The sequence below is a fragment of the Amycolatopsis melonis genome (genome assembly GCF_040064235.1).
Taxonomy (GTDB): Bacteria; Actinomycetota; Actinomycetes; order Mycobacteriales; family Pseudonocardiaceae; genus Amycolatopsis; species Amycolatopsis melonis.
Genome location: NZ_JBDZYD010000015.1, coordinates 142,283 through 160,848 on the forward strand (window position 1 = coordinate 142,283; position 18,566 = coordinate 160,848).

The 18,566-nt window shown below is 71.1% G+C and carries 15 protein-coding genes; 8 read left to right on the forward strand and 7 right to left on the reverse strand.

Annotated features, from left to right (window positions below; all coding sequences use genetic code 11):
* Window positions 1-174: 174 nt before the first annotated feature.
* On the reverse strand, window positions 175-804 hold the full coding sequence (locus tag ABJI51_RS35400) for a YigZ family protein (protein ID WP_348955455.1): 630 nt from the start codon (window positions 802-804) through the stop codon (window positions 175-177).
* A gap of 498 nt (window positions 805-1,302) precedes the next feature.
* On the opposite strand from ABJI51_RS35400, the gene gltB reads away from it, so the two are divergent.
* The gene (gene gltB, locus ABJI51_RS35405) at window positions 1,303-5,874 is read left to right on the forward strand and encodes a glutamate synthase large subunit (RefSeq protein WP_348955456.1); all 4,572 of its coding nucleotides are present in this window, start codon (window positions 1,303-1,305) and stop codon (window positions 5,872-5,874) included.
* On the forward strand, window positions 5,867-7,318 hold the full coding sequence (locus ABJI51_RS35410; protein WP_348955457.1) for a glutamate synthase subunit beta: 1,452 nt from the start codon (window positions 5,867-5,869) through the stop codon (window positions 7,316-7,318). Before gltB ends, ABJI51_RS35410 begins: the two co-directional genes overlap by 8 nt.
* Before the next feature lie 58 nt (window positions 7,319-7,376).
* On the opposite strand, the gene ABJI51_RS35415 is transcribed toward ABJI51_RS35410, so the two are convergent.
* Window positions 7,377-8,249: an SDR family oxidoreductase gene (locus ABJI51_RS35415; protein WP_348955458.1), complete on the reverse strand. Its 873-nt coding sequence runs from the start codon at window positions 8,247-8,249 to the stop codon at window positions 7,377-7,379.
* 83 nt (window positions 8,250-8,332) lie between these two features.
* Here ABJI51_RS35415 and ABJI51_RS35420 point away from each other — a divergent pair, with 83 nt between their 5' ends.
* Entirely contained in the window at window positions 8,333-8,905 is a 573-nt protein-coding gene (locus ABJI51_RS35420; protein WP_348955459.1) for a TetR/AcrR family transcriptional regulator, read from the forward strand.
* A 4-nt stretch (window positions 8,906-8,909) separates the two neighbouring features.
* On the opposite strand, the gene ABJI51_RS35425 is transcribed toward ABJI51_RS35420, so the two are convergent.
* Window positions 8,910-9,773: an NAD(P)-dependent oxidoreductase gene (locus ABJI51_RS35425; RefSeq protein ID WP_348955460.1), complete on the reverse strand. Its 864-nt coding sequence runs from the start codon at window positions 9,771-9,773 to the stop codon at window positions 8,910-8,912.
* Window positions 9,774-9,987: 214 nt separating this feature from the next.
* Between ABJI51_RS35425 and ABJI51_RS35430 the strand changes: the two genes are divergently transcribed.
* Window positions 9,988-10,875 (forward strand): helix-turn-helix domain-containing protein, encoded by an 888-nt coding sequence (locus tag ABJI51_RS35430; protein WP_431605697.1) that lies wholly within the window; start codon window positions 9,988-9,990, stop codon window positions 10,873-10,875.
* Here ABJI51_RS35430 and ABJI51_RS35435 read toward each other — a convergent pair.
* Window positions 10,872-11,096 (reverse strand): hypothetical protein, encoded by a 225-nt coding sequence (locus ABJI51_RS35435; RefSeq protein WP_348955462.1) that lies wholly within the window; start codon window positions 11,094-11,096, stop codon window positions 10,872-10,874. The two genes, ABJI51_RS35430 and ABJI51_RS35435, sit on opposite strands and share 4 nt — an antisense overlap.
* Before the next feature lie 89 nt (window positions 11,097-11,185).
* On the reverse strand, window positions 11,186-12,172 hold the full coding sequence (locus ABJI51_RS35440; RefSeq protein WP_348955463.1) for an ArsR/SmtB family transcription factor: 987 nt from the start codon (window positions 12,170-12,172) through the stop codon (window positions 11,186-11,188).
* A gap of 268 nt (window positions 12,173-12,440) precedes the next feature.
* Between ABJI51_RS35440 and ABJI51_RS35445 the strand changes: the two genes are divergently transcribed.
* Together ABJI51_RS35445 and ABJI51_RS35450 are read left to right on the forward strand one after the other, a co-directional pair.
* Window positions 12,441-13,073, forward strand: coding sequence for an RICIN domain-containing protein (locus tag ABJI51_RS35445; RefSeq protein WP_348955464.1), 633 nt, complete (start codon window positions 12,441-12,443; stop codon window positions 13,071-13,073).
* 220 nt (window positions 13,074-13,293) lie between these two features.
* Window positions 13,294-14,691: a Dyp-type peroxidase gene (locus ABJI51_RS35450; RefSeq protein WP_348955465.1), complete on the forward strand. Its 1,398-nt coding sequence runs from the start codon at window positions 13,294-13,296 to the stop codon at window positions 14,689-14,691.
* Window positions 14,692-14,730: 39 nt separating this feature from the next.
* Here ABJI51_RS35450 and ABJI51_RS35455 read toward each other — a convergent pair whose 3' ends face one another.
* Window positions 14,731-15,630, reverse strand: a complete 900-nt coding sequence (locus tag ABJI51_RS35455) for an ROK family protein (RefSeq protein ID WP_348955603.1) — start codon at window positions 15,628-15,630, stop codon at window positions 14,731-14,733.
* A 194-nt stretch (window positions 15,631-15,824) separates the two neighbouring features.
* Between ABJI51_RS35455 and ABJI51_RS35460 the strand changes: the two genes are divergently transcribed.
* Together ABJI51_RS35460 and ABJI51_RS35465 are read left to right on the forward strand one after the other, a co-directional pair.
* Window positions 15,825-16,034, forward strand: coding sequence for a CbtB domain-containing protein (locus tag ABJI51_RS35460; protein ID WP_348955466.1), 210 nt, complete (start codon window positions 15,825-15,827; stop codon window positions 16,032-16,034).
* A 19-nt stretch (window positions 16,035-16,053) separates the two neighbouring features.
* Window positions 16,054-16,800 carry a CbtA family protein gene (locus ABJI51_RS35465; protein WP_348955467.1) on the forward strand — a complete coding sequence of 249 codons (747 nt, stop codon included), beginning with the start codon at window positions 16,054-16,056 and terminating at the stop codon, window positions 16,798-16,800.
* A gap of 3 nt (window positions 16,801-16,803) precedes the next feature.
* Here the strand turns inward: ABJI51_RS35465 and ABJI51_RS35470 are convergent, their stop codons facing one another.
* Window positions 16,804-18,285 (reverse strand): cobyric acid synthase, encoded by a 1,482-nt coding sequence (locus ABJI51_RS35470; RefSeq protein WP_348955468.1) that lies wholly within the window; start codon window positions 18,283-18,285, stop codon window positions 16,804-16,806.
* Between the last annotated feature and the right edge of the window lie 281 nt (window positions 18,286-18,566).

The window sequence follows — 18,566 nt, forward strand, 5'->3', positions numbered from 1 at the left end:
ACCGGACCACGCACCCCCCGTGGACCACCCACCGGAACGAAACCCGTAACTCGCGTGACGGAACCCGTAACCCGCGTGATCAGAGCCGGATCTCGCGAGTTCCGCCCTCAGTCACGCGAGTTACGGCTCCAGTCACGCGAGTTACGGGTTCCGTCACGCGAGTTACGGCTTGGGTCAGGGGACCTGGATCCAGGTTTCGCCGAGTTCCGTTGTCGCCGCTTCGCCGTTGGTCAGGTCGGCAAGCCAGCCAGCGAACGTCTCGGCCTGGCCCGGGGCCAGGCCGATCTCGAAGCGGGCCTGCTCGTCGAAACGGGTGGCGTGGAGCAAGTACGGAGACGACCGCAGGTCGTTCTCCAGCCGTCCCGCGCGGTCGTAGCTCACCGCCACCTCGACCAGGCTGAGACGCCGGTGTTCTAGTACACCAACAACTTCCAGAGCGTCCGAAACGGACTGACCGTACGCGCGGATCAGCCCGCCCGCGCCCAGCAGCACCCCGCCGAAGTAGCGGGTCACCACCGCGACCGTGTCGGTCACTTCCCGGCGGCGCAGTACTTCCAGCATCGGCGTGCCCGCGGTGCCCGCCGGTTCGCCGTCGTCGCTGGACCGTTGCGTTCGCCCGTCCGGCCCCAGAACGAAGGCGTGACAGTGGTGGCGTGCACCCGGATCCGCGCGGCGGCGGGCCGCGATGAACTCGCGCGCGGCCTCTTCCGACGTCACCGGAGCGAGCGCGCAGAGGAAGCGGGAGCGCTTCACCTCGATCTCGTGGACACCGGATCGAGCCACGGAGAGATAACGATCAGTCATCGGACGAGTCCGCCATGCACTCAGCTTCTCACCCCCGCGCCGCGCGGCGACACGCGCCCCGGACCACTTGGGACAGACGTTTCCGCAGGTCATCAGGGCTGCATACCGACGAGCGGGAGACCCAGCCCGGCATATGGGACTACCCTGGAAGCCGTCAACGTAAGCGTGGCGTTTCCCACCCGGACGCAACGACGTATGTCGATTACAGCGAATTCACACTATCGTCATAAGACCCGGCGAACCCGGGAGTAACACCGCGCGCTCCGGCCGGCCCCCCACCACAGTGGCCGTTCCGTGCGCCTGCAGGACCCGACATGTTCGGCTGCCCAGCGTTGTGCGGCCTCCCAGATGACCGCGTTCCGGACGCCATGCCCGGAGCGGCATCAACTGTTCTCGACTGACCATCGCGGTACCGGACCACTTCGTTAACCGGTTCAGCTTCGAACCACTCGATGGAGTGAGTACCGGTCGCGCCAACGCCTTGGGAGGCGGCCAGCCGTGACCCACCGTGCCAGTTCCCTTCCCCGTCGCGGGGAGCAGCTCAGCAACGCCGAGGCCGAGGGCCTCTACCGGAGCGAATACGAACACGACGCCTGCGGTGTCGCCTTCGTCGCCGACCTGACCGGACGACGCGATCATGCGATCGTCGCCAAGGCACTGGTCGCGTTGCGCAACCTGGAACATCGCGGGGCGCGGGGTGCCGAACCGGACACCGGCGACGGCGCCGGCCTGCTGATCCAGATCCCGGACGAGTTCTACCGCGAGGTCGTGGACTTCACCCTCCCCGAGCCCGGGACGTACGCCGTCGGCACGGCTTTCCTGCCCCAGGACGAAAAGCGCCGCGGGCGGGCCATGACGACCATCGAGCGCATCGCCGCCGAGGAGGACATGCGGGTCCTCGGCTGGCGCGAGCTGCCGGTGCACACCGAGCACTGCGGGCCGACCGCGGCCGAGACCATGCCGCACTTCACGCAGCTGTTCCTCACCGCGCGCCGCCCGAAGCCGGAACATTCGGACCCGCTGCACATCGAGCGCAGCGCCTTCTGCGTCCGCAAGCGCGCCGAGCACGAACTGGCCGAGGACGACGTGTACTTCCCGTCGCTGTCCTCGCGCACGATCGTCTACAAAGGAATGCTCACCGAGGGCCAGGTCGAGCGGTTCTTCGCCGACCTGACCGACGAGCGCGTCACCAGCGCCATCGGCCTGGTGCACTCCCGCTTCTCCACCAACACGTTCCCGTCGTGGCCGCTGGCGCACCCGTACCGGTACGTCGCGCACAACGGCGAGATCAACACCCTGCGCGGCAACCGCAACTGGATGGACGCCCGCGAGGCGCTGCTGGAGACCGACCTGATCCCGGGCGACCTCAAGCGGATCTACCCGGTGATCACCCGCGGCGCCAGCGACTCGGCGTCCTTCGACGAGGTGCTGGAGCTGCTCCACCTCGGCGGCCGCTCGCTGCCCCACGCCGTCCTGATGATGATCCCGGAGGCCTGGGAGAACCACCAGGAGATGGACCCGGCGCGGCGGGCGTTCTACGAGTTCCACTCGACGCTGATGGAGCCGTGGGACGGCCCGGCGCTCGTCGCCTTCACCGACGGCACGCAGATCGGCGCGGTGCTGGACCGCAACGGCCTGCGTCCCGGCCGGTACTGGGTGACCGACGACGGCCTCGTGGTGCTCGCCTCCGAGGTCGGCGTGCTGGACATCGACCCGGCGACGATCGTCCGGAAGGGACGCCTCGAACCCGGACGGATGTTCCTCGTGGACACCGCCGAGGGCCGGATCGTCGAGGACGACGAGGTCAAGAACGAGCTGGCGACCGCGCACCCGTACGACGAATGGGTCGAGGCCGGGCTCGTGCACCTCGAAGACCTGCCCGAGCGCGACCGCGAGGTCCCGCTGCACGCCGCGCTCGTCCGCCGCCAGCAGGCGTTCGGCTACACCGAGGAAGAGCTCGAAGCCATCCTCGAGCCGATGGCCCGCACCGGCGCGGAGCCGATCGGCTCGATGGGCAACGACTCGCCGCTCGCCCCGCTGTCGAGCCGGCCGCGGCTGCTGTTCGACTACTTCATCCAGCTGTTCGCCCAGGTCACCAACCCGCCGCTGGACGCCATCCGCGAGGAGCTGGTGACGGCGCTGGGCACGCAGATCGGCGCCGAGCCGAACCTGCTGGAGGGCAACGCGGCCAGCTGCCGCCGGATCGTGCTGCCGTTCCCGGTGCTCGACAACGACCAGTTCGCCAAGCTGGTGCACGTCAACGACGACGGCGACCTGCCGGAGTTCCAGGCGGTCACGGTGCTCGGGCGCTACAACGTCCACGGCGGCGGCGACGCGCTCGTCAAGCGGCTCGACGAGATCCGCGCCGAGGTCTCCGAAGCGATCGAGGACGGCGCGCGGCTGATCGTGCTGTCCGACCGCGGCGTCGACGAGAACCACGCGCCGATCCCCTCGCTGCTGCTGACCGGCGCGGTGCACCACCACCTCGTCCGCGAGAAGACGCGCACGCAGGTCGGCCTCATCGTCGAGGCGGGCGACGCGCGCGAGGTGCACCACATCGCGCTGCTGATCGGCTACGGCGTCGCCGCGGTGAACCCGTACCTGGCGATGGCGACCGTCGAGGAAATGGCGCACCAGGGCCTGATCCCGGGCGTGACGCCGAAGCAGGCGACGCAGAACCTGATCAAGGCGCTCGGCAAGGGCGTCCGCAAGACGATGTCCAAGATGGGCGTTTCGACGGTCGCGTCCTACACCGGCGCGCAGATCTTCGAGGCGATCGGGCTCGGCGAAGAGGTCATCGAGAACTGCTTCACCGGCACGACGTCCCGCCTCGGCGGCGTCGGCTTCGACACGCTCGCCGACGAAGTCGCGAAGCGGCACAAGTACGCGTTCCCGGCCGACGGCGTCCGGGCCGCCCACCGCGAGCTGGAGACCGGCGCGGACTACCAGTGGCGCCGCGAAGGCGAGCCGCACCTGTTCAACCCGCAGACGGTGTTCAAGCTCCAGCACTCCACGCGGTCGGGCAAGTACGAGATCTTCAAGGAGTACACGAAGGCCGTCGACGACCAGGCCGAGAAGCTGCTGACGCTGCGCGGGCTGTTCGACTTCAAGTACGGCAAGCGTGCGCCGGTGCCGATCGAGGAGGTCGAGCCGGTCTCGGAGATCGTCAAGCGGTTCGCCACCGGCGCCATCTCCTACGGCTCGATCTCCATGGAGATGCACCAGACGCTGGCCATCGCGATGAACCGCCTCGGCGGCAAGTCCAACACCGGTGAGGGCGGCGAAGACCCCGAGCGGCTGTACGACCCCGAGCGGCGGTCCGCGGTGAAGCAGGTCGCGTCCGGCCGGTTCGGCGTCACGAGCGAGTACCTCGTCAACGCCGACGACATCCAGATCAAGATGGCGCAGGGCGCGAAGCCCGGCGAAGGCGGGCAGCTGCCCGGCGCGAAGGTGTACCCGTGGATCGCGAAGACGCGGTTCTCCACACCGGGTGTCGGCCTGATTTCGCCGCCGCCGCACCACGACATCTACTCGATCGAGGACCTGGCGCAGCTGATCCACGACCTCAAGAACGCCAACCCGAACGCGCGCATCCACGTGAAGCTCGTGTCCGAGGTCGGCGTCGGGACGGTCGCCGCGGGCGTGTCCAAGGCGCACGCCGACGTCGTGCTCATCTCCGGCCACGACGGCGGGACCGGCGCGTCGCCGCTGTCGTCGATCAAGCACGCGGGCGGCCCGTGGGAGCTGGGCCTGGCCGAGACGCAGCAGACGCTGCTGGCCAACCGGCTGCGCGACCGGATCGTGGTGCAGACCGACGGCCAGCTCAAGACCGGCCGCGACGTCGTCATCGCGGCGCTGCTCGGTGCCGAGGAGTTCGGCTTCGCGACCGCGCCGCTGGTGGTGTCCGGCTGCATCATGATGCGCGTCTGTCACCTCGACACGTGTCCCGTCGGCGTCGCGACGCAGAACCCGAAGCTGCGCGAGAAGTTCAGCGGCAAGGCCGAATACGTCGTCAACTTCTTCGAGTTCATCGCCCAGGAGGTCCGGGAGTACCTGGCGGAGCTGGGTTTCCGGTCCATCGCCGAGGCCGTCGGCCACGCCGAGTTCCTCGACAAGCGCCGGGCGATCGAGCACTGGAAGGCCTCGGGGCTGGACCTGTCGCCGATCTTCCACGTGCCCGAGACGGCGCCTGCCGGGCTGCGGCTGCAGCAGACGAAGCAGGACCACGGCCTGGAGAAGGCCCTGGACAACACGCTGATCCAGCTGGCCGAAGGCGCGCTGAACTCCGGGGACAAGGTGCGGCTGGAACTGCCCGTCCGCAACGTGAACCGGACCGTCGGCACCATGCTCGGCTCGGAGCTGACCAAGCGGTGGGGCGGCGAAGGCCTGCCGGACGACACCATCGACGTCACCTTCACCGGCACCGCGGGCCAGTCCTTCGGCGCGTTCGTGCCCAAGGGCATCACGCTGCGGCTGTTCGGCGACGGCAACGACTACGTCGGCAAGGGCCTCTCCGGCGGGCGGCTGATCGTGCGGCCGCCGCGCGAGGCGACCTACGTCGCGGAAGAGCAGATCATCGCGGGCAACGTCATCGCCTACGGCGCGACGAGCGGCGAGATCTTCATCCGCGGCAAGGTCGGCGAGCGGTTCTGCGTGCGCAACTCCGGCGCGCTGGCCGTCGTCGAAGGCGTCGGCGACCACGGCGGCGAGTACATGACCGGCGGCCGGATGGTCGTGCTCGGCCCGATCGGGCGCAACTTCGCGGCAGGCATGTCCGGCGGCATCGCCTACGTGCTGGACCTGCCCGCGCACCGCGTCAACCCGGAGATGGTCGACCTCGACCCGCTCGACGCCGACGACGTCGACTTCCTCCGGGAAACGCTGGAAAAGCACTACAACGAAACGGAATCCGCGGTCGCGCGGGAACTGCTGGCCGACTGGGACGCGGGCGTCGACCGCTTCGGGAAGGTCATGCCGAAGGACTACAAGCGCGTGCTCGCCGCCCAGGTGCAGGCCGAGCGCGACGGGCGCGACGTGAACGAGGCGATCATGGAGGCCGCACATGGCTGACCCCAAGGGCTTTCTGACCACCACCCGCGAAGAGCCGAAGCGGCGTCCGGTCGACCTGCGGCTGCTGGACTGGCGCGAGGTCTACGAGGACTTCGCCACCACGAAGCTGGAGAAGCAGGCCGGCCGCTGCATGGACTGCGGCATCCCGTTCTGTCACCAGGGCTGCCCGCTCGGGAACCTCATCCCCGAGTGGAACACCCTGGTGTGGCGCGACGACTGGCGCGACGCGATCGAGCGGCTGCACGCGACCAACAACTTCCCGGAGTTCACCGGCACGCTGTGCCCGGCGCCCTGCGAAACCGCGTGCGTGCTCGGGATCAACGACGACCCGGTGACGATCAAGCGCGTCGAGATCTCCATCGTCGACCGCGCCTTCGCGGAAGGCTGGGTAACCCCGCAGCCCCCGGTGGCGAAGACCGGCAAGAAGGTCGCGGTCGTGGGCTCCGGCCCGTCGGGACTCGCCGCGGCGCAGCAGCTCACGCGCGCGGGCCACAGCGTCGTGGTCCTCGAACGGGCCGACAAGATCGGCGGGCTGCTGCGCTACGGCATCCCCGAGTTCAAGATGGAGAAGTTCCGCCTCGACCGCCGTCTCGCGCAGATGGAGGCCGAAGGCACGGAGTTCCGGACGTCGGTGAACGTCGGCGTGGACATCTCCGCGGCGGAACTGACTTCTTCGTACGACGCGGTCGTTCTGGCCGGTGGCGCCACCGACTGGCGCGACCTGCCGATCCCCGGCCGCGAGCTGGACGGCATCCACCAGGCCATGGAGTTCCTCCCGCCTGCCAACCGGGTCGCCGCGGGCGAGCTGGAGAAGTCGCCGTTCGACGCTTCCGGTCTGGACGTCGTCGTCATCGGCGGCGGCGACACGGGCGCGGACTGCGTCGGGACGTCGCACCGCCAGGGCGCGCGGTCGGTGACGCAGCTGGAGATCATGCCGAAGCCGCCGCAGGCGCGCTCGGACGCCCACCCGTGGCCGACGTACCCGATGATCTACCGGGTGTCCTCGGCGCACGAAGAGGGCGGCGAGCGGCTGTACTCGGTGAACACGCAGGAGTTCCTGGGCGACGACAACGGCCGGGTGCGCGCGCTGAAGCTGGTCGAGGTCCGCAACGAGGGCGGCAAGTTCGTGCCGGTCCCGGGCACCGAACGCGAGCTGCCCGCGCAGCTGGTGCTGCTGGCGATGGGCTTCCTCGGCCCACAGAAGCAGGGCCTGCTGGAGGACCTCGGCGTCGAGCTGGACGCGCGTGGCAACGTCGCGCGCGACAAGACGTTCAAGACGAGCCTGGACAACGTGTTCGTGGCGGGCGACATGGGCCGCGGCCAGTCCCTGATCGTGTGGGCGATCGCGGAGGGCCGCAGCGCCGCGGCCGGCGTCGACGCCTACCTGACCGGCCGCGACATCCTGCCGTCCCCGATCGCGCCGACGGACCGGCCGATCGCGTGAGACCCGGCGACGGCGGAGGTGTCATCGTCGCCACCTCCGCCGTCGCTGTCCCCGCCGCTCAGTCGTAGTAGCCCTTTTCGAGGTCGTCCAGCAGGCTCGGGCCGGTCGGCCGCCAGCCGAGTGCCGCCTGCGTCTCCGCGCTGGACGCCGGCTGGTCGAGCGCCACCAGGCCGCCGAGGAAGCCGAGTTCCGCCGCGGTCACGGACTCGACCGGGAGGCCGAGCCGCCGTCCGAGCACCTCGGCGACGTCGCGGATCCGCACGCCTTCGTCGCCCACCGCGTGCAGCACCGACCCCGCCGGGGCCTGCTCCAGCGCCAGCCGGAACAGGTGGGCGGCGTCCACGACGTGCACGGCGGGCCAGCGCTGGCTGCCGTCGCCGACGTACGCCGCGACGCCCTTTTCCCGTCCGAGTGCGGCCAGCCGGGCGATGAGCCCGTGGGCGTCGCCCTCGCCGTGGACCGAGCGCGGCAGCCGGACGAGGGACGCGCGCACCCCGCGTCCGGCGGATTGCAGGACGGCCCTGGCGATGTCTCCCCGGCCGGCGACCGGGCCCGCGAAGACCGAGTCGTCCCGTTCGGTCGCCGGGCGTCCGGGCACCATCGGCGTGCCCGAGGCGGCGACGAAGGGCTTGCCGTCCAGGACCGAAGTCAGGGCCTCGACGGCGGCCGCGTCGGTCCGGATCGCCGCCTCGATCCGGTCGAAGTCGTGCCCGAAGGCGAGGTGGACGACGCCGTCGGCGCTTTCGGCGCCGTGTTTCAGGACCGCGACGTCGCTGACGTCGCCGCGGAGGACTTCGGCCCCCATCGCCGCGACGACGCCTGCCGCGTCGTCCGACCTGGCGAGCCCGACGACCTCGTGGCCCGCGTCGACGAGTTCGGGTACGAGGGCGCGGCCGATCCAGCCGGACGCGCCGGTGACGAACACCCGCATGAGCTTCTCCGTTCGTGATGACACCTGGTGTCATCACCATAGCACCGTGATGACACCAGGTGTCATCGCCTAGGCTGGGGAGCATGAGCCGCTGGGAGCCGAACACGCGCGAGCGTCTGCTCGACGCCGCGCTCGACCTGTTCGGCGAGCGCGGGTACGACGACGTCACGGTCGCCGAGATCGCGGAGCGGGCCGGGCTGACGAAGCGGACGTTCTTCCGGCACTTCAGCGACAAGCGCGAAGTGCTCTTCGCGGGACAGGAGCCGCTCAGCCGGATCCTGGCCGAGACGATCGCGGGTGCCCCCGCGGCCGCGACCCCGATCGAGGCGATCGCGGCCGCGCTGACGGCCGCCGCGGAGGCCTTCGGGCCGGAACGGCGGGAGCGCGGGCGACAGGTCCAGTCCGTCGTCTCCGGGCACAGCGACCTGCGGGAACGCGAGCTGCTCAAGCACGCGACGCTCACCGGCGCGATGGCCGGAGCCCTGCGCGAGCGCGGCGTCGCGGACCCGGCGGCGAGCCTCGCGGCCGAGATCGGCGGCCTCGCCTTCTCGACCGGCTTCCACCGGTGGATCGCGCCGGGCAGCGACCGGGCCTTCGCCGAGCTGGTCCGCGAGGCCCTGGACGAACTGGTGGCGGCGACCGCCACCCTCGGCTGAGGCCCTACTTCGAAGCGAGCACCTCGATCAGGCTCGCGAAGCTGTCCGAGCCGTGCCCGGCGGCGCTTGCTTGCTCCATTGTGGACTTCAGCAGTTCCGGCAGCGCGTTGTCCACGCCACGGGCCGCGGCCGCGTCGATCAGGTGCCCGATGACCGAGATCTGCACGTCGACGGTGGCGTCGTCGCCCGGATACCGCCCCTCGTCGACCTGCGCCGCGTACCGCGTCAGGAACCGGTTCACCGTGGCCAGCCAGCGGATCGCCACCGGGGTGAACTCGGCCGCCGTCGCCTTCTCGGCCCCGACGAGCGCGGTGGCGTGCAGCCAGCCCGCCATCGCCGACCACATCAGGCCCAGCAGTGCCGCGTCGTACAGCGACGCCCGGCCGGGCTCGGTGCCGAGGTACACCGGGTCGCCCAGGGTCGCCAGCGTGGCTTCCTGCGCGTCGAAGACCGGACGCGGGCCGCTGTACAGGAACATCACGCCGGGATCGCCGACGCCCTCGGGCGTGGTCATGATCGCGCCGTCGAGGTAGTCGGCGCCCCGCGCGCCGAACCACTCCGCCGCGTCCTGCGCCTGCTCCGGGGAACCGGACGTCAGGTTGACGAACGCCTTGCCCCGCACCGCTTCCGCGTCCGGCTCCAGCAGGGCGCGCAGCACGTCGTAGTCGAGGACGCACGCGACGACCAGCGGGCTCGCCGCGATCGCCTCGGCCGGCGTGGCCGCGAGCCGGGCGCCTCGCCCGGCCAGGGGTGCGGCCTTCTCCGCCGTGCGGTTCCAGACGGTCACCGGGTGACCGCGGTCCAGCAGGGCACCGGCCAGCGCGGAACCCATGTTCCCCAGGCCGAGAACGGTCACAGACTGCTTCATTTTTTTCCTTGCTCCTTGCGGGTTTCCGATCGGCTGCCGCAAGGTTCGCAGCGCGGGCGGCCCCCGGCCAGTGACACCACTGCCGGGTACCACCAAGTTCCTGCCATACGATCGGCGCATGAGTGCCGGCTCCGTCGCCCTGGTCGTGCCCGCGGTGATCGGGCTGCAGTCGTGGGACCTCTACGAGGTGAGCATCGCGGCCACGGTGTTCGGGATGCCGCAGCCCGACCTCGCCGATCCGTGGTACGACCTGCGGCTGTGCAGTGCCGGTCCGGCGGAACCGGGCGCGCCCGGCCTGGCCTTCCGGACGACCTGCGGGCTGGACGGCCTCGCCGGCGCGGACACGGTGATCGTGCCTTCGGTCCCGGACGCGTGCGTGGAGGACGGCGCGCCGGTGTCCCCCGACCTGGTCGAGGCCCTGCGCAGCGCGTACGAGGGCGGCGCGCGGATGGTGTCCCTGTGCAGCGGCGCCTTCGCGCTCGCCGCGGCCGGGCTGCTCGACGGCCGCCGCGCGACCGCGCACTGGATGCACACCGCGCAGCTCGCCGAGCGGCACCCGCAGGTGCAGGTGGACGACTCAGTGCTCTACGTCGACGACGGCGACGTGCTGACCAGCGCCGGGATGACCGCCGGGCTCGACCTCTGCCTGCACCTGGTCCGCCGTGACCTCGGCGCGCACGTCGCCAACCAGCTGGCGCGCCGGATGGTGGTCCCCGCCCACCGGCCCGGCGGCCAGGCGCAGTTCGTCGACCTGTCGGTGCCCGAGACCGACGCCGACGGCCTGGCGCCGGTGCTGGACTGGGCGCGCGCCCACCTCGACCGCCCCCTGACGATCGACGACCTGGCCCGCCGCGCGGCGATGAGCCCGCGCACCTTCTACCGGCAGCTGCGGCGCGCCACCGGGACGACCCCGCTGCAGTGGCTGCTCACCCAGCGCCTGGGCCGGGCGCAGGCGCTCCTGGAGTCGACGGACATCCCGGTGGAGAAGGTCGCGGCGCTGAGCGGCCTCGGCACGGCGAACAACCTGCGCCACCACTTCCTCAAGCAGGTCGGGGTGTCCCCCGGCGACTACCGGCGGGCGTTCCCCCGCGCCGGGAGCTAGCGGACGCGGAGCAGCTCCCCGACCGACATCCCGCACGTCCCGGCCGGGCCACCCTCGGGCGCCGGCGTGGCGAAGTGGAAGCCGTGCGTGATGATGCGCGCGTAGACGTGGTCGACGGCGGCACGGACGTTGAACCAGAAGCCGAGGTCGTCCGAGCTGCCGCCGGCGAGCGGCTCCAGCTCGGCGGACTTCGCGTTGGCGGCGGACTCGATGGGGCTCATGCACGCTCCCGGGTGGGCTTCGATCGGGCAGGCCACGCTAACAGCGACCCTCCGGTGTGGACATCCACCGAAATGAGGAGGCCTGCGCTCTAGCTGTCGAGCAGGGCGCTGCCGAGCGGGGTGAGCGAGTGCAGCACCGTGTTGCGTTCCCGGTGCGTGATGATCAGCCCGGCCCGCCGGAGCACCGTCGTGTGCTTGCTGACCGCCGAGGGCGTGACGCCCAGCCGTGCCGCCAGCTCGGACGTCGAACAGCCGACCGCGAGGATCGTCAGCGCCGCCGCGCGGGTCGGGCCCAGCAGGTCCGCCAGTGCGTTGGCCGGCGTCTTGCGCGCTCCGCGGTCGAAGCCCGCCGGGTGCGCGGCGTGGCGGACGCACGGGTAGTGCAGCCGGGGCACGCCGCCCGGCGACGGCGGGACCAGTGCCGGGTCCACCGAGAAGTACGTCGGGACCAGCAGCAGGCCCGTGCCTTCCGAGGAGAGCGTCCCGCACACCCGGTCGTCGGTCTCCAGGACCGGGGCCGTCCAGCGCACCTTCGGGCGCAGGCCGGTCAGCAGCGCGTCGACCCCGCCGTGGAGCAGCACCTGCGTGCGCATCCCGAGGTCGGCGTCCACCTGCGCGCTGACGACGTCCCAGCCCGGCGCGAGCGCCAGGTCGTGGTAGTCCTGCAGCGCCTGGACCAGCCGCGGCAGGCCGGCGGTGTCGCCGTCGGCGAGCGCGGCCGCCCAGCCGGGCAGATCACGGTCGGCAGGCGCGGTCCGCAGTGCCGTCTTGAGGGTCACCGGACCGGTCTTCAGCACCGCCGCGAGCCCGGACTCCAGGTCGTAGCGGCCTGCCGCGGGCAGCAGGAACTCCGGGATCGGCGCGTCCGGGCGGCACAGCCACATCAGCACCGCCGCCGAGTCGCCGAGGCCCTGCCAGACCCGGTGGCGCCACCGGTTGAACGCCGCCGACGCCGCGTTCCGGCCGCCGTCGCGCCGCTGCAGCACCTGCAGGCTCGCGGCGAGCTCGCCCATCGGGTCGGCCGCGGCCGCGAGCCCGACGCGGACGAGGTCCGGCAACGTCAGCTCGATACGCACGGTTCCCCCGGGGTCGTCTGCCCCTCCATCGGGTGAAGATCTCGTTCCGTTACACACCTGACCTGCGTCTTTGCCTCTCCCGGAAATCTTCTCGACGGGGACCGGGCGGCACTGAATGATGGCTGCAGAGACCGCTTTCGGGGGTTTGACGGTCTCGGCGAGGGGGAACCGCCGGCACGACCACGCGCCGGGTCCGCTGAGGCCCGGGGACGGTTGGCGCCTGCCCGCTCCCTTCGTCGTCACGGGTGGACCGAAGATAAGGGGAACGATGACGAAGATGAAGCGCCTCATGGTGACCGTCGCCGCCACGGCGGGCCTGCTCGGCCTGATCGCCGTGCCGCAGGCAGGCGCGGCTCCCGCCGACGGCAAGGGCGTCAGCGTCTCGACGCTGTCCGGCGGGATCAAGCTGCGGCCGGCGAAGGTCGGGGCCGCGCACCGCTCGACCGCCGGGGTCGCCGGCGCGCAGGTCGCCGAGGCCGACGCGTACCTGATCGAGTCGGCCGCCTTCGGGCGCTGCTGGGACGCCGACCTGAACACGATCGGCGCCAACGGCACGAAGATGCAGCTGTGGGACTGTGACGTGTACGCCGCGAACCAGGCGTTCTACGTGACCCGGAACCCGGAGGGCTTCCTCCGCTTCCAGAACGTGCAGAGCGGCCGGTACCTCGACGCCGACCTGAACTCGATCGGCAAGAACGGCACCAAGGTCCAGCTGTGGGACTACATCGCCGGTGGCAAGAACCAGTGGTGGGCCGACACCGTCAACGCCGAGGGCTACCTGCGCCTGCAGAGCGGCGCGAGCACCCGTTACCTGACCGCCGAGGGCTCGGTGGGCGGCAACGGCACGCGCCTGCAGCTGTGGGACTTCATCGCGGGCGGCAAGACCCAGTGGTGGTCCTGACCCGGTGAACCGGTGAAAGGCGGGCCCCGGCCGGGGCCCGCCTTTTCGTTTTCCGGAGAGATTTCGCGCTCAACTTAATCTTTCGTGTGAATCCGCCGGACGGGTGGCATCTGCGGCCCTACCCACTGCACTCTGTATTCAGGGGACACGACCGGCCGAGGGGGATTCGTCCGGTCGTGCGTACCGCCGCCACGGCGGTTTCACACGGGAGGGGACCCGGATGAGTGTCGATCTGTCCACCACGCTGTCCTGGACCACGGCGGCCGGCGACGCCGCCACGATGCTCGGCGAACTGCAGCCGAACATCCTCAAGGCCCATGTCCGCGACCATCTTTCCGCGCTGTTCCTCGGTTTCGGGGACGCGGGCGAGGCGCGGGCGTTCCTCGTCGCGGTCACCGGGAAGATGAAGTCCGCCAAGGCTCACCTGGACGAGGTGGGTGCGTTCAAGACCGCGGGCACCGGGGGAACGCCGTACGTCGGCGTCGGGCTCACCGCGGCCGGGTACCGCGCCCTCGGCGTCGAGAACTTCCCGCAGGACGAGGCCTTCCTGCGCGGGATGACGGCGGCGGCGACGCGGCGGAAGCTGAACGACCCGCCGCGGTCGACGTTCGATCCGGGCTACCGCGGCGAAATCCACGCCGTCGTCCTCGTCGGCGACGCGACCGACAAGGCGATGACCGCGCGGCGCAACGAAATCCTCGGCCTGCTGCCGGACTCGGTGACGGTGCTGGCGGAGGAAACCGGGCTCGGCCGGGTCAACGCGCGCGGCGAGGGCATCGAGCACTTCGGGTACGTCGACGGCCGCAGCCAGCCGTTGTTCCTCACCGAAGACGTCGACGCGGAAAAGAACAACACCGACGGCATCAACGTGTGGAACCCGGCGGCACCGCTCGCGCAGGTGCTGGTGCCGGACACCGCGGCGCCGGATCCGGGCGTGCACTTCGGCAGTTATTTCGTTTTCCGCAAACTGGAACAGAACGTGCGGCGGTTCAAGCAGGCCGAAGCGGATCTGGCCGACACGCTCGGCCTGACCGGCGAGGACCGCGAGCGCGCCGGGGCGATGATCATCGGCCGGTTCGAGGACGGCACGCCGCTGACCACGCAGCGCGAGGACGGCGCGGAAAGCCCGGTGTCGAACAACTTCACCTACGACAGCGACCGCGCGGCGCTGAAGTGCCCGTTCCAGGCCCACATCCGCAAGACGAACCCGCGGGGCTCGGGCGGCGCCGAGGACCCGGCGGCCGAGCGGCTGCACCTGATGGCCCGCCGCGGCGTCACCTACGGTGAGCGCCCGGACGACCCGAACGCCGACCTGCCGCCCGCGGCCAGGCCGAGCGGCGGCGTCGGGCTGCTGTTCATGGCGTTCAACTCGGTGCTGGACAACCAGTTCGAGTTCACGCAGGCGCTGTGGGCGGACAACCCGGGCTTTCCGATCGTCGACGGCGTCACGCCGGGCCTGGACCCGGTGATCGGCCAGGGCGAGCGCGGGACGTCGGACTACACGGTGGAATGGGGCGGCCCGTCGCAGCGGACGGCCGAGCCGGTGCCGCAGTCGGTGACGCTGCGGGGTGGCGAGTACTTCTTCATGCCGTCACTGGCTTTCCTGCGTTCGCTCTGACCACCGGTGGCCCGGTCGAGCCGACCGGGCCACCCACCGTCACAGCTGTGCCAGCCGGTCCAGTGCCAGCAGCCCAGCTCCCAGCCGCCCTGCTTCGTCGCCCAGCTTCGCCACCCTCAGCTCCGGCATCCGCTGGAACGTCAGGTGCGCCGCCAGCCACTCCCGCACCGGCTCCAGCACGTAGTCGGCCGCGGTGAACAGGCCGCCGCCCAGGACGATCACCTCCGGGCCCAGCAGCGTCAGCAGCGTGCGGATGCCGTGGCCGAGGCCGTCGAGCGCGTCCTGCACCACCGCCACCGCCACCTCGTCGCCGCGGCGGGCCAGCTCCACCACCTCGCGCGCGCCGTCGGCCGGGCGGCCGGTGCGCTCGGTGTAGCGGCGGGCGATCGCCGCCGCCGACGAGATCGCCTCCAGGCAGCCCGTCGCGCCGCAGCCGCACTTGCCGGGGTGGCCCACGTCGATGTGCCCGACCTCGCCCGCCAGCCCGTGCGCGCGGTGGATCCGCCCGTCGAGCAGCAGCGCGGCGGCGATCCCGGTGCCGACCGGGATGAACGCCGCGTTCGTCGCGCCCTGCCCGGCGCCGACGCGGAACTCGGCGATGCCGCCCGCGGTGACGTCGTGGCCGAACGCCACCGGCAGCCCGAGCCGGTCCTCCAGCAGCTCGCCGAACGGGACGTCGCGCCAGTCGAGGTTGGCCGAGAAGTGGCAGATCCGGGTCTGCTCGTCGACGATCCCCGGCACCACGACCCCGGCCGCCGCCGGCGCGCCGGTGCCCGCCTGCTCCGCCAGCGCGGCCACGATGTCCACGACCTGCGCGGCCAGCGCCGTGCCGTCCGCGCTGCGTGCCGTCTCCGCGCGCAGCGCCGCCTGGGGCCGCAGCCGCTCATCGAGCAACGCCGCCTTGATCGTCGTCCCGCCCACGTCGAGGGCGGCCACCATTCGAGTCACCGCGGCATTGTCACATTGACGCGGCCGGAACGGCGGACCTACGCTCAACCGGCCAGACGAGGAGATTCCGGAACGCGGTGCAAGTCCGCGCGGTCGCGCCACTGTGACCCCCGCCAGGGGGAAGCCAGACCCGGACCCTCGTGACCGACCCCGATGAGGCCGCGAAAGCCCGAGGAGGCCACACCATGACCCAGACGGCAGCTCCCGCCGTTCCGCTCCCGATCCGGATCCCGGTCCGCGAGATCCTCCCCTGGGCAGGGTTCGTGGTGCTGCTCGCCCTGATCGCGCTGTACTTCGTCAGCGCCGAGCAGGGCGCCACCGCGGTGTTCGCGAACATGTACGTCCACGAGTTCGTGCACGACGGCCGGCACCTGCTGGCCTTCCCCTGCCACTGATCGGCGGGCACGCGCTCCCATGATGAAGACCCTGCTGGTCCGCGGCATGCTCGCGGGCCTGATCGCCGGCGTGCTCGCGTTCGGGTTCGCCTACGCCTTCGGCGAGCCGTCGGTGAACACCGCCATCGGGCTCGAGGAGTCCGGCGGTCACACCCATTCCCACGACGCTCCGGCGGCCGAGCACCACGAAGAAGAGGAACTGGTCCCCCGGGACATCCAGAGCACCCTCGGCCTGCTCACCGGCGTGCTGGTCTACGGCGTCGCGATCGGCGGGCTGCTCTCGCTCGCGTTCGCGTTCGCCCAGGGCCGCCTCGGTGCGCTGCGCCCGCGCGTGACGGCGTTGCTGCTCACCGGCGGCGCGTTCGCCGTGGTGTTCCTGGTGCCGTTCCTCAAGTATCCGGCCAACCCGCCCGCAGTGGGCCAGCCGGGGACGATCGGTTCCCGGACCGAGCTGTACTTCGGGTTCGTCGCGGTTTCGCTCCTCGCGGGCATCCTCGCGACGGTCTTCGGCCGCAAGCTCGCCGACCGCTTCGGGGCGTGGACCGGCTTCCTGCTCGCCGCGGCGGGCTACCTCGTCGTGATCGGCGTGGTGGCGTGGCTGATGCCGGTGGTCGACGAGGTCCCGGCGACGTTCCCGGCGTCGACGCTGTGGAGCTTCCGCACGGCGTCGGTCGGCACCCAGGTGACGTTGTGGCTGGCGCTGGGCCTGACGTTCGGCGCGTTCGCGGAGAAGGCACTGAACCGCCGGACGGCCGTCGCCGCCTGACGGTCAGGGTGCCCCGGGCGGAACGAACGGAAGCCCGCCGGGGGCGCCTGCCTCCACCAGCCCGAGCAACGCCGTCGTGTCGAGGTGTTCGCCGACGGCGTCCGCGAGCTTGTCGAGCATTTCTTCCCGCAGGTCGCCGAACCCCGGCGCGTCCGGAGCCGGGGCCCACCGGGTCCCGGCCTGGGCGGCCGCTTCGGTGAGCCACGCGCGGCGGAAGGCGTCGTTCTCGAAGGCGCCGTGCCACATCGTGCCCCACAGCGCCCCGGCCCGCACACCGTCCAGAAAGGACTCGTGCGGCCCGTCCACCGTCACCGAGCCGTGGTGGATCTCGTAGGCGCCGACCCGGGTGCCGCGCCATTCACCAACAGGGCGAGCCAGCACCTTCTCCGCGGCGAACGTCACCCGGGCAGGCAGCAACCCGAGCCCTGGCACCGTCCCCACCCCGGATTCGACGTCGTCCACAATGGACTCGGCAAGCATCTGGTAGCCCCCGCAGATGCCAAGCACCGGCCGCCCAGCGGCGGCCCGGGCCACCACAGCGACGTCGAGGCCACGTTCCCGCAGCCAGGCAAGATCCCCGACGGTGGCCCGCGACCCGGGAAGCACGACAATATCGGCCGCGGCAACCACATCGGGATCGGCGGTGAGCGTCACGGTGACGCCGGGTTCGGCGGCAAGGGCGTCGACATCGGTGGCGTTGGAGGCCCGCGGAAACCGCACAACGGCCACCCGCAGCCCAGCGCCATGGGCCTCCCGCCGCCAGCCCGCGGCGGCAAGAGCGTCCTCGGAGTCGATCCACACACGGTCGAGCCAGGGCAGAACACCGAGCACGGGCCGCCCGGTGACCTTCTCGAGACTGTCGAGGCCAGGCCGCAGCAGCCCGACGTCGCCACGGAACTTGTTGACAATCCAGCCGGCAACAAGCGCCTGGTCCTCGGCGGAAAGCAGCGCAAGGGTGCCGAACATGGCGGCCAGCACCCCACCGCGGTCGATATCGCCGACGACCACGACGGGCAGCCCGAACCGCCGCGCAAGCCCCATGTTGACATAGTCGCCACCACGAAGGTTGATCTCGGCAGGACTGCCGGCGCCTTCACAGACGACAACGTCATATCGAGCACTGAGGTCCTCTAAGGCACCAAAGGCAATCTCGGCAAGCCCGGCCCGCCCGGTGGCGTACTCCCCGGCTTCGAGGGTGCCAAAGGGTTTCCCGAGCGCAACAACATGACTGCGCCGATCACTGCCGGGCTTGAGCAAAACGGGATTCATGGCAGCCTCGGGCTCAACCCCGGCAGCCCGAGCCTGCACCCACTGAGCCCGCCCAATCTCGGCACCATCGCGGCAGACCATGGAGTTGTTGGACATGTTCTGAGCCTTGAAGGGAGCAACACGAACCCCCCGCCGAGCAAGCCACCGGCAAATCCCAGCGGTAACAAGACTCTTCCCGGCATCGGAAGTCGTCCCGGCAACCAGCAGGCCCCTCATCGGACACCCCGCAGGTTGTCCACAACCACCTCGGGAAAGGCGGAGTTGTCCACAGATCGCCGAACGGCGGTTTTCGCTGGTGGGGAGCCGGTAGACTGGGCTGGGGACGCCCCCCAGGGAGTGGCGGGGGCTGCTTTGGGGGCTGGGGCTTTCGTGGCGAGGGTTGCAGCGGGGAAGGTTTCGGCCGCTGTGGCTGCGGGAATCGCTGACCTGACGGAAGCCGCTGACCTGGCCGAAGTCGCTACAGCCGGAGCCGCAGCCGCCGCTGCAGCGGGCGCCGC

Coding starts and splice junctions, on each gene's coding strand:
- ABJI51_RS35400 (WP_348955455.1), bottom strand. CDS start 804: ATGACTGATCGTTATCTCTCCGTGGCTCGATCCGGTGTCCACGAGATC.
- ABJI51_RS35410 (WP_348955457.1), top strand. CDS start 5,867: ATGGCTGACCCCAAGGGCTTTCTGACCACCACCCGCGAAGAGCCGAAG.
- ABJI51_RS35415 (WP_348955458.1), bottom strand. CDS start 8,249: ATGCGGGTGTTCGTCACCGGCGCGTCCGGCTGGATCGGCCGCGCCCTC.
- ABJI51_RS35420 (WP_348955459.1), top strand. CDS start 8,333: ATGAGCCGCTGGGAGCCGAACACGCGCGAGCGTCTGCTCGACGCCGCG.
- ABJI51_RS35425 (WP_348955460.1), bottom strand. CDS start 9,773: ATGAAGCAGTCTGTGACCGTTCTCGGCCTGGGGAACATGGGTTCCGCG.
- ABJI51_RS35430 (WP_431605697.1), top strand. CDS start 9,988: ATGCCGCAGCCCGACCTCGCCGATCCGTGGTACGACCTGCGGCTGTGC.
- ABJI51_RS35435 (WP_348955462.1), bottom strand. CDS start 11,096: ATGAGCCCCATCGAGTCCGCCGCCAACGCGAAGTCCGCCGAGCTGGAG.
- ABJI51_RS35445 (WP_348955464.1), top strand. CDS start 12,441: ATGACGAAGATGAAGCGCCTCATGGTGACCGTCGCCGCCACGGCGGGC.
- ABJI51_RS35450 (WP_348955465.1), top strand. CDS start 13,294: ATGAGTGTCGATCTGTCCACCACGCTGTCCTGGACCACGGCGGCCGGC.
- ABJI51_RS35455 (WP_348955603.1), bottom strand. CDS start 15,630: ATGGTGGCCGCCCTCGACGTGGGCGGGACGACGATCAAGGCGGCGTTG.
- ABJI51_RS35460 (WP_348955466.1), top strand. CDS start 15,825: ATGACCCAGACGGCAGCTCCCGCCGTTCCGCTCCCGATCCGGATCCCG.
- ABJI51_RS35465 (WP_348955467.1), top strand. CDS start 16,054: ATGATGAAGACCCTGCTGGTCCGCGGCATGCTCGCGGGCCTGATCGCC.
- ABJI51_RS35470 (WP_348955468.1), bottom strand. CDS start 18,285: ATGAGGGGCCTGCTGGTTGCCGGGACGACTTCCGATGCCGGGAAGAGT.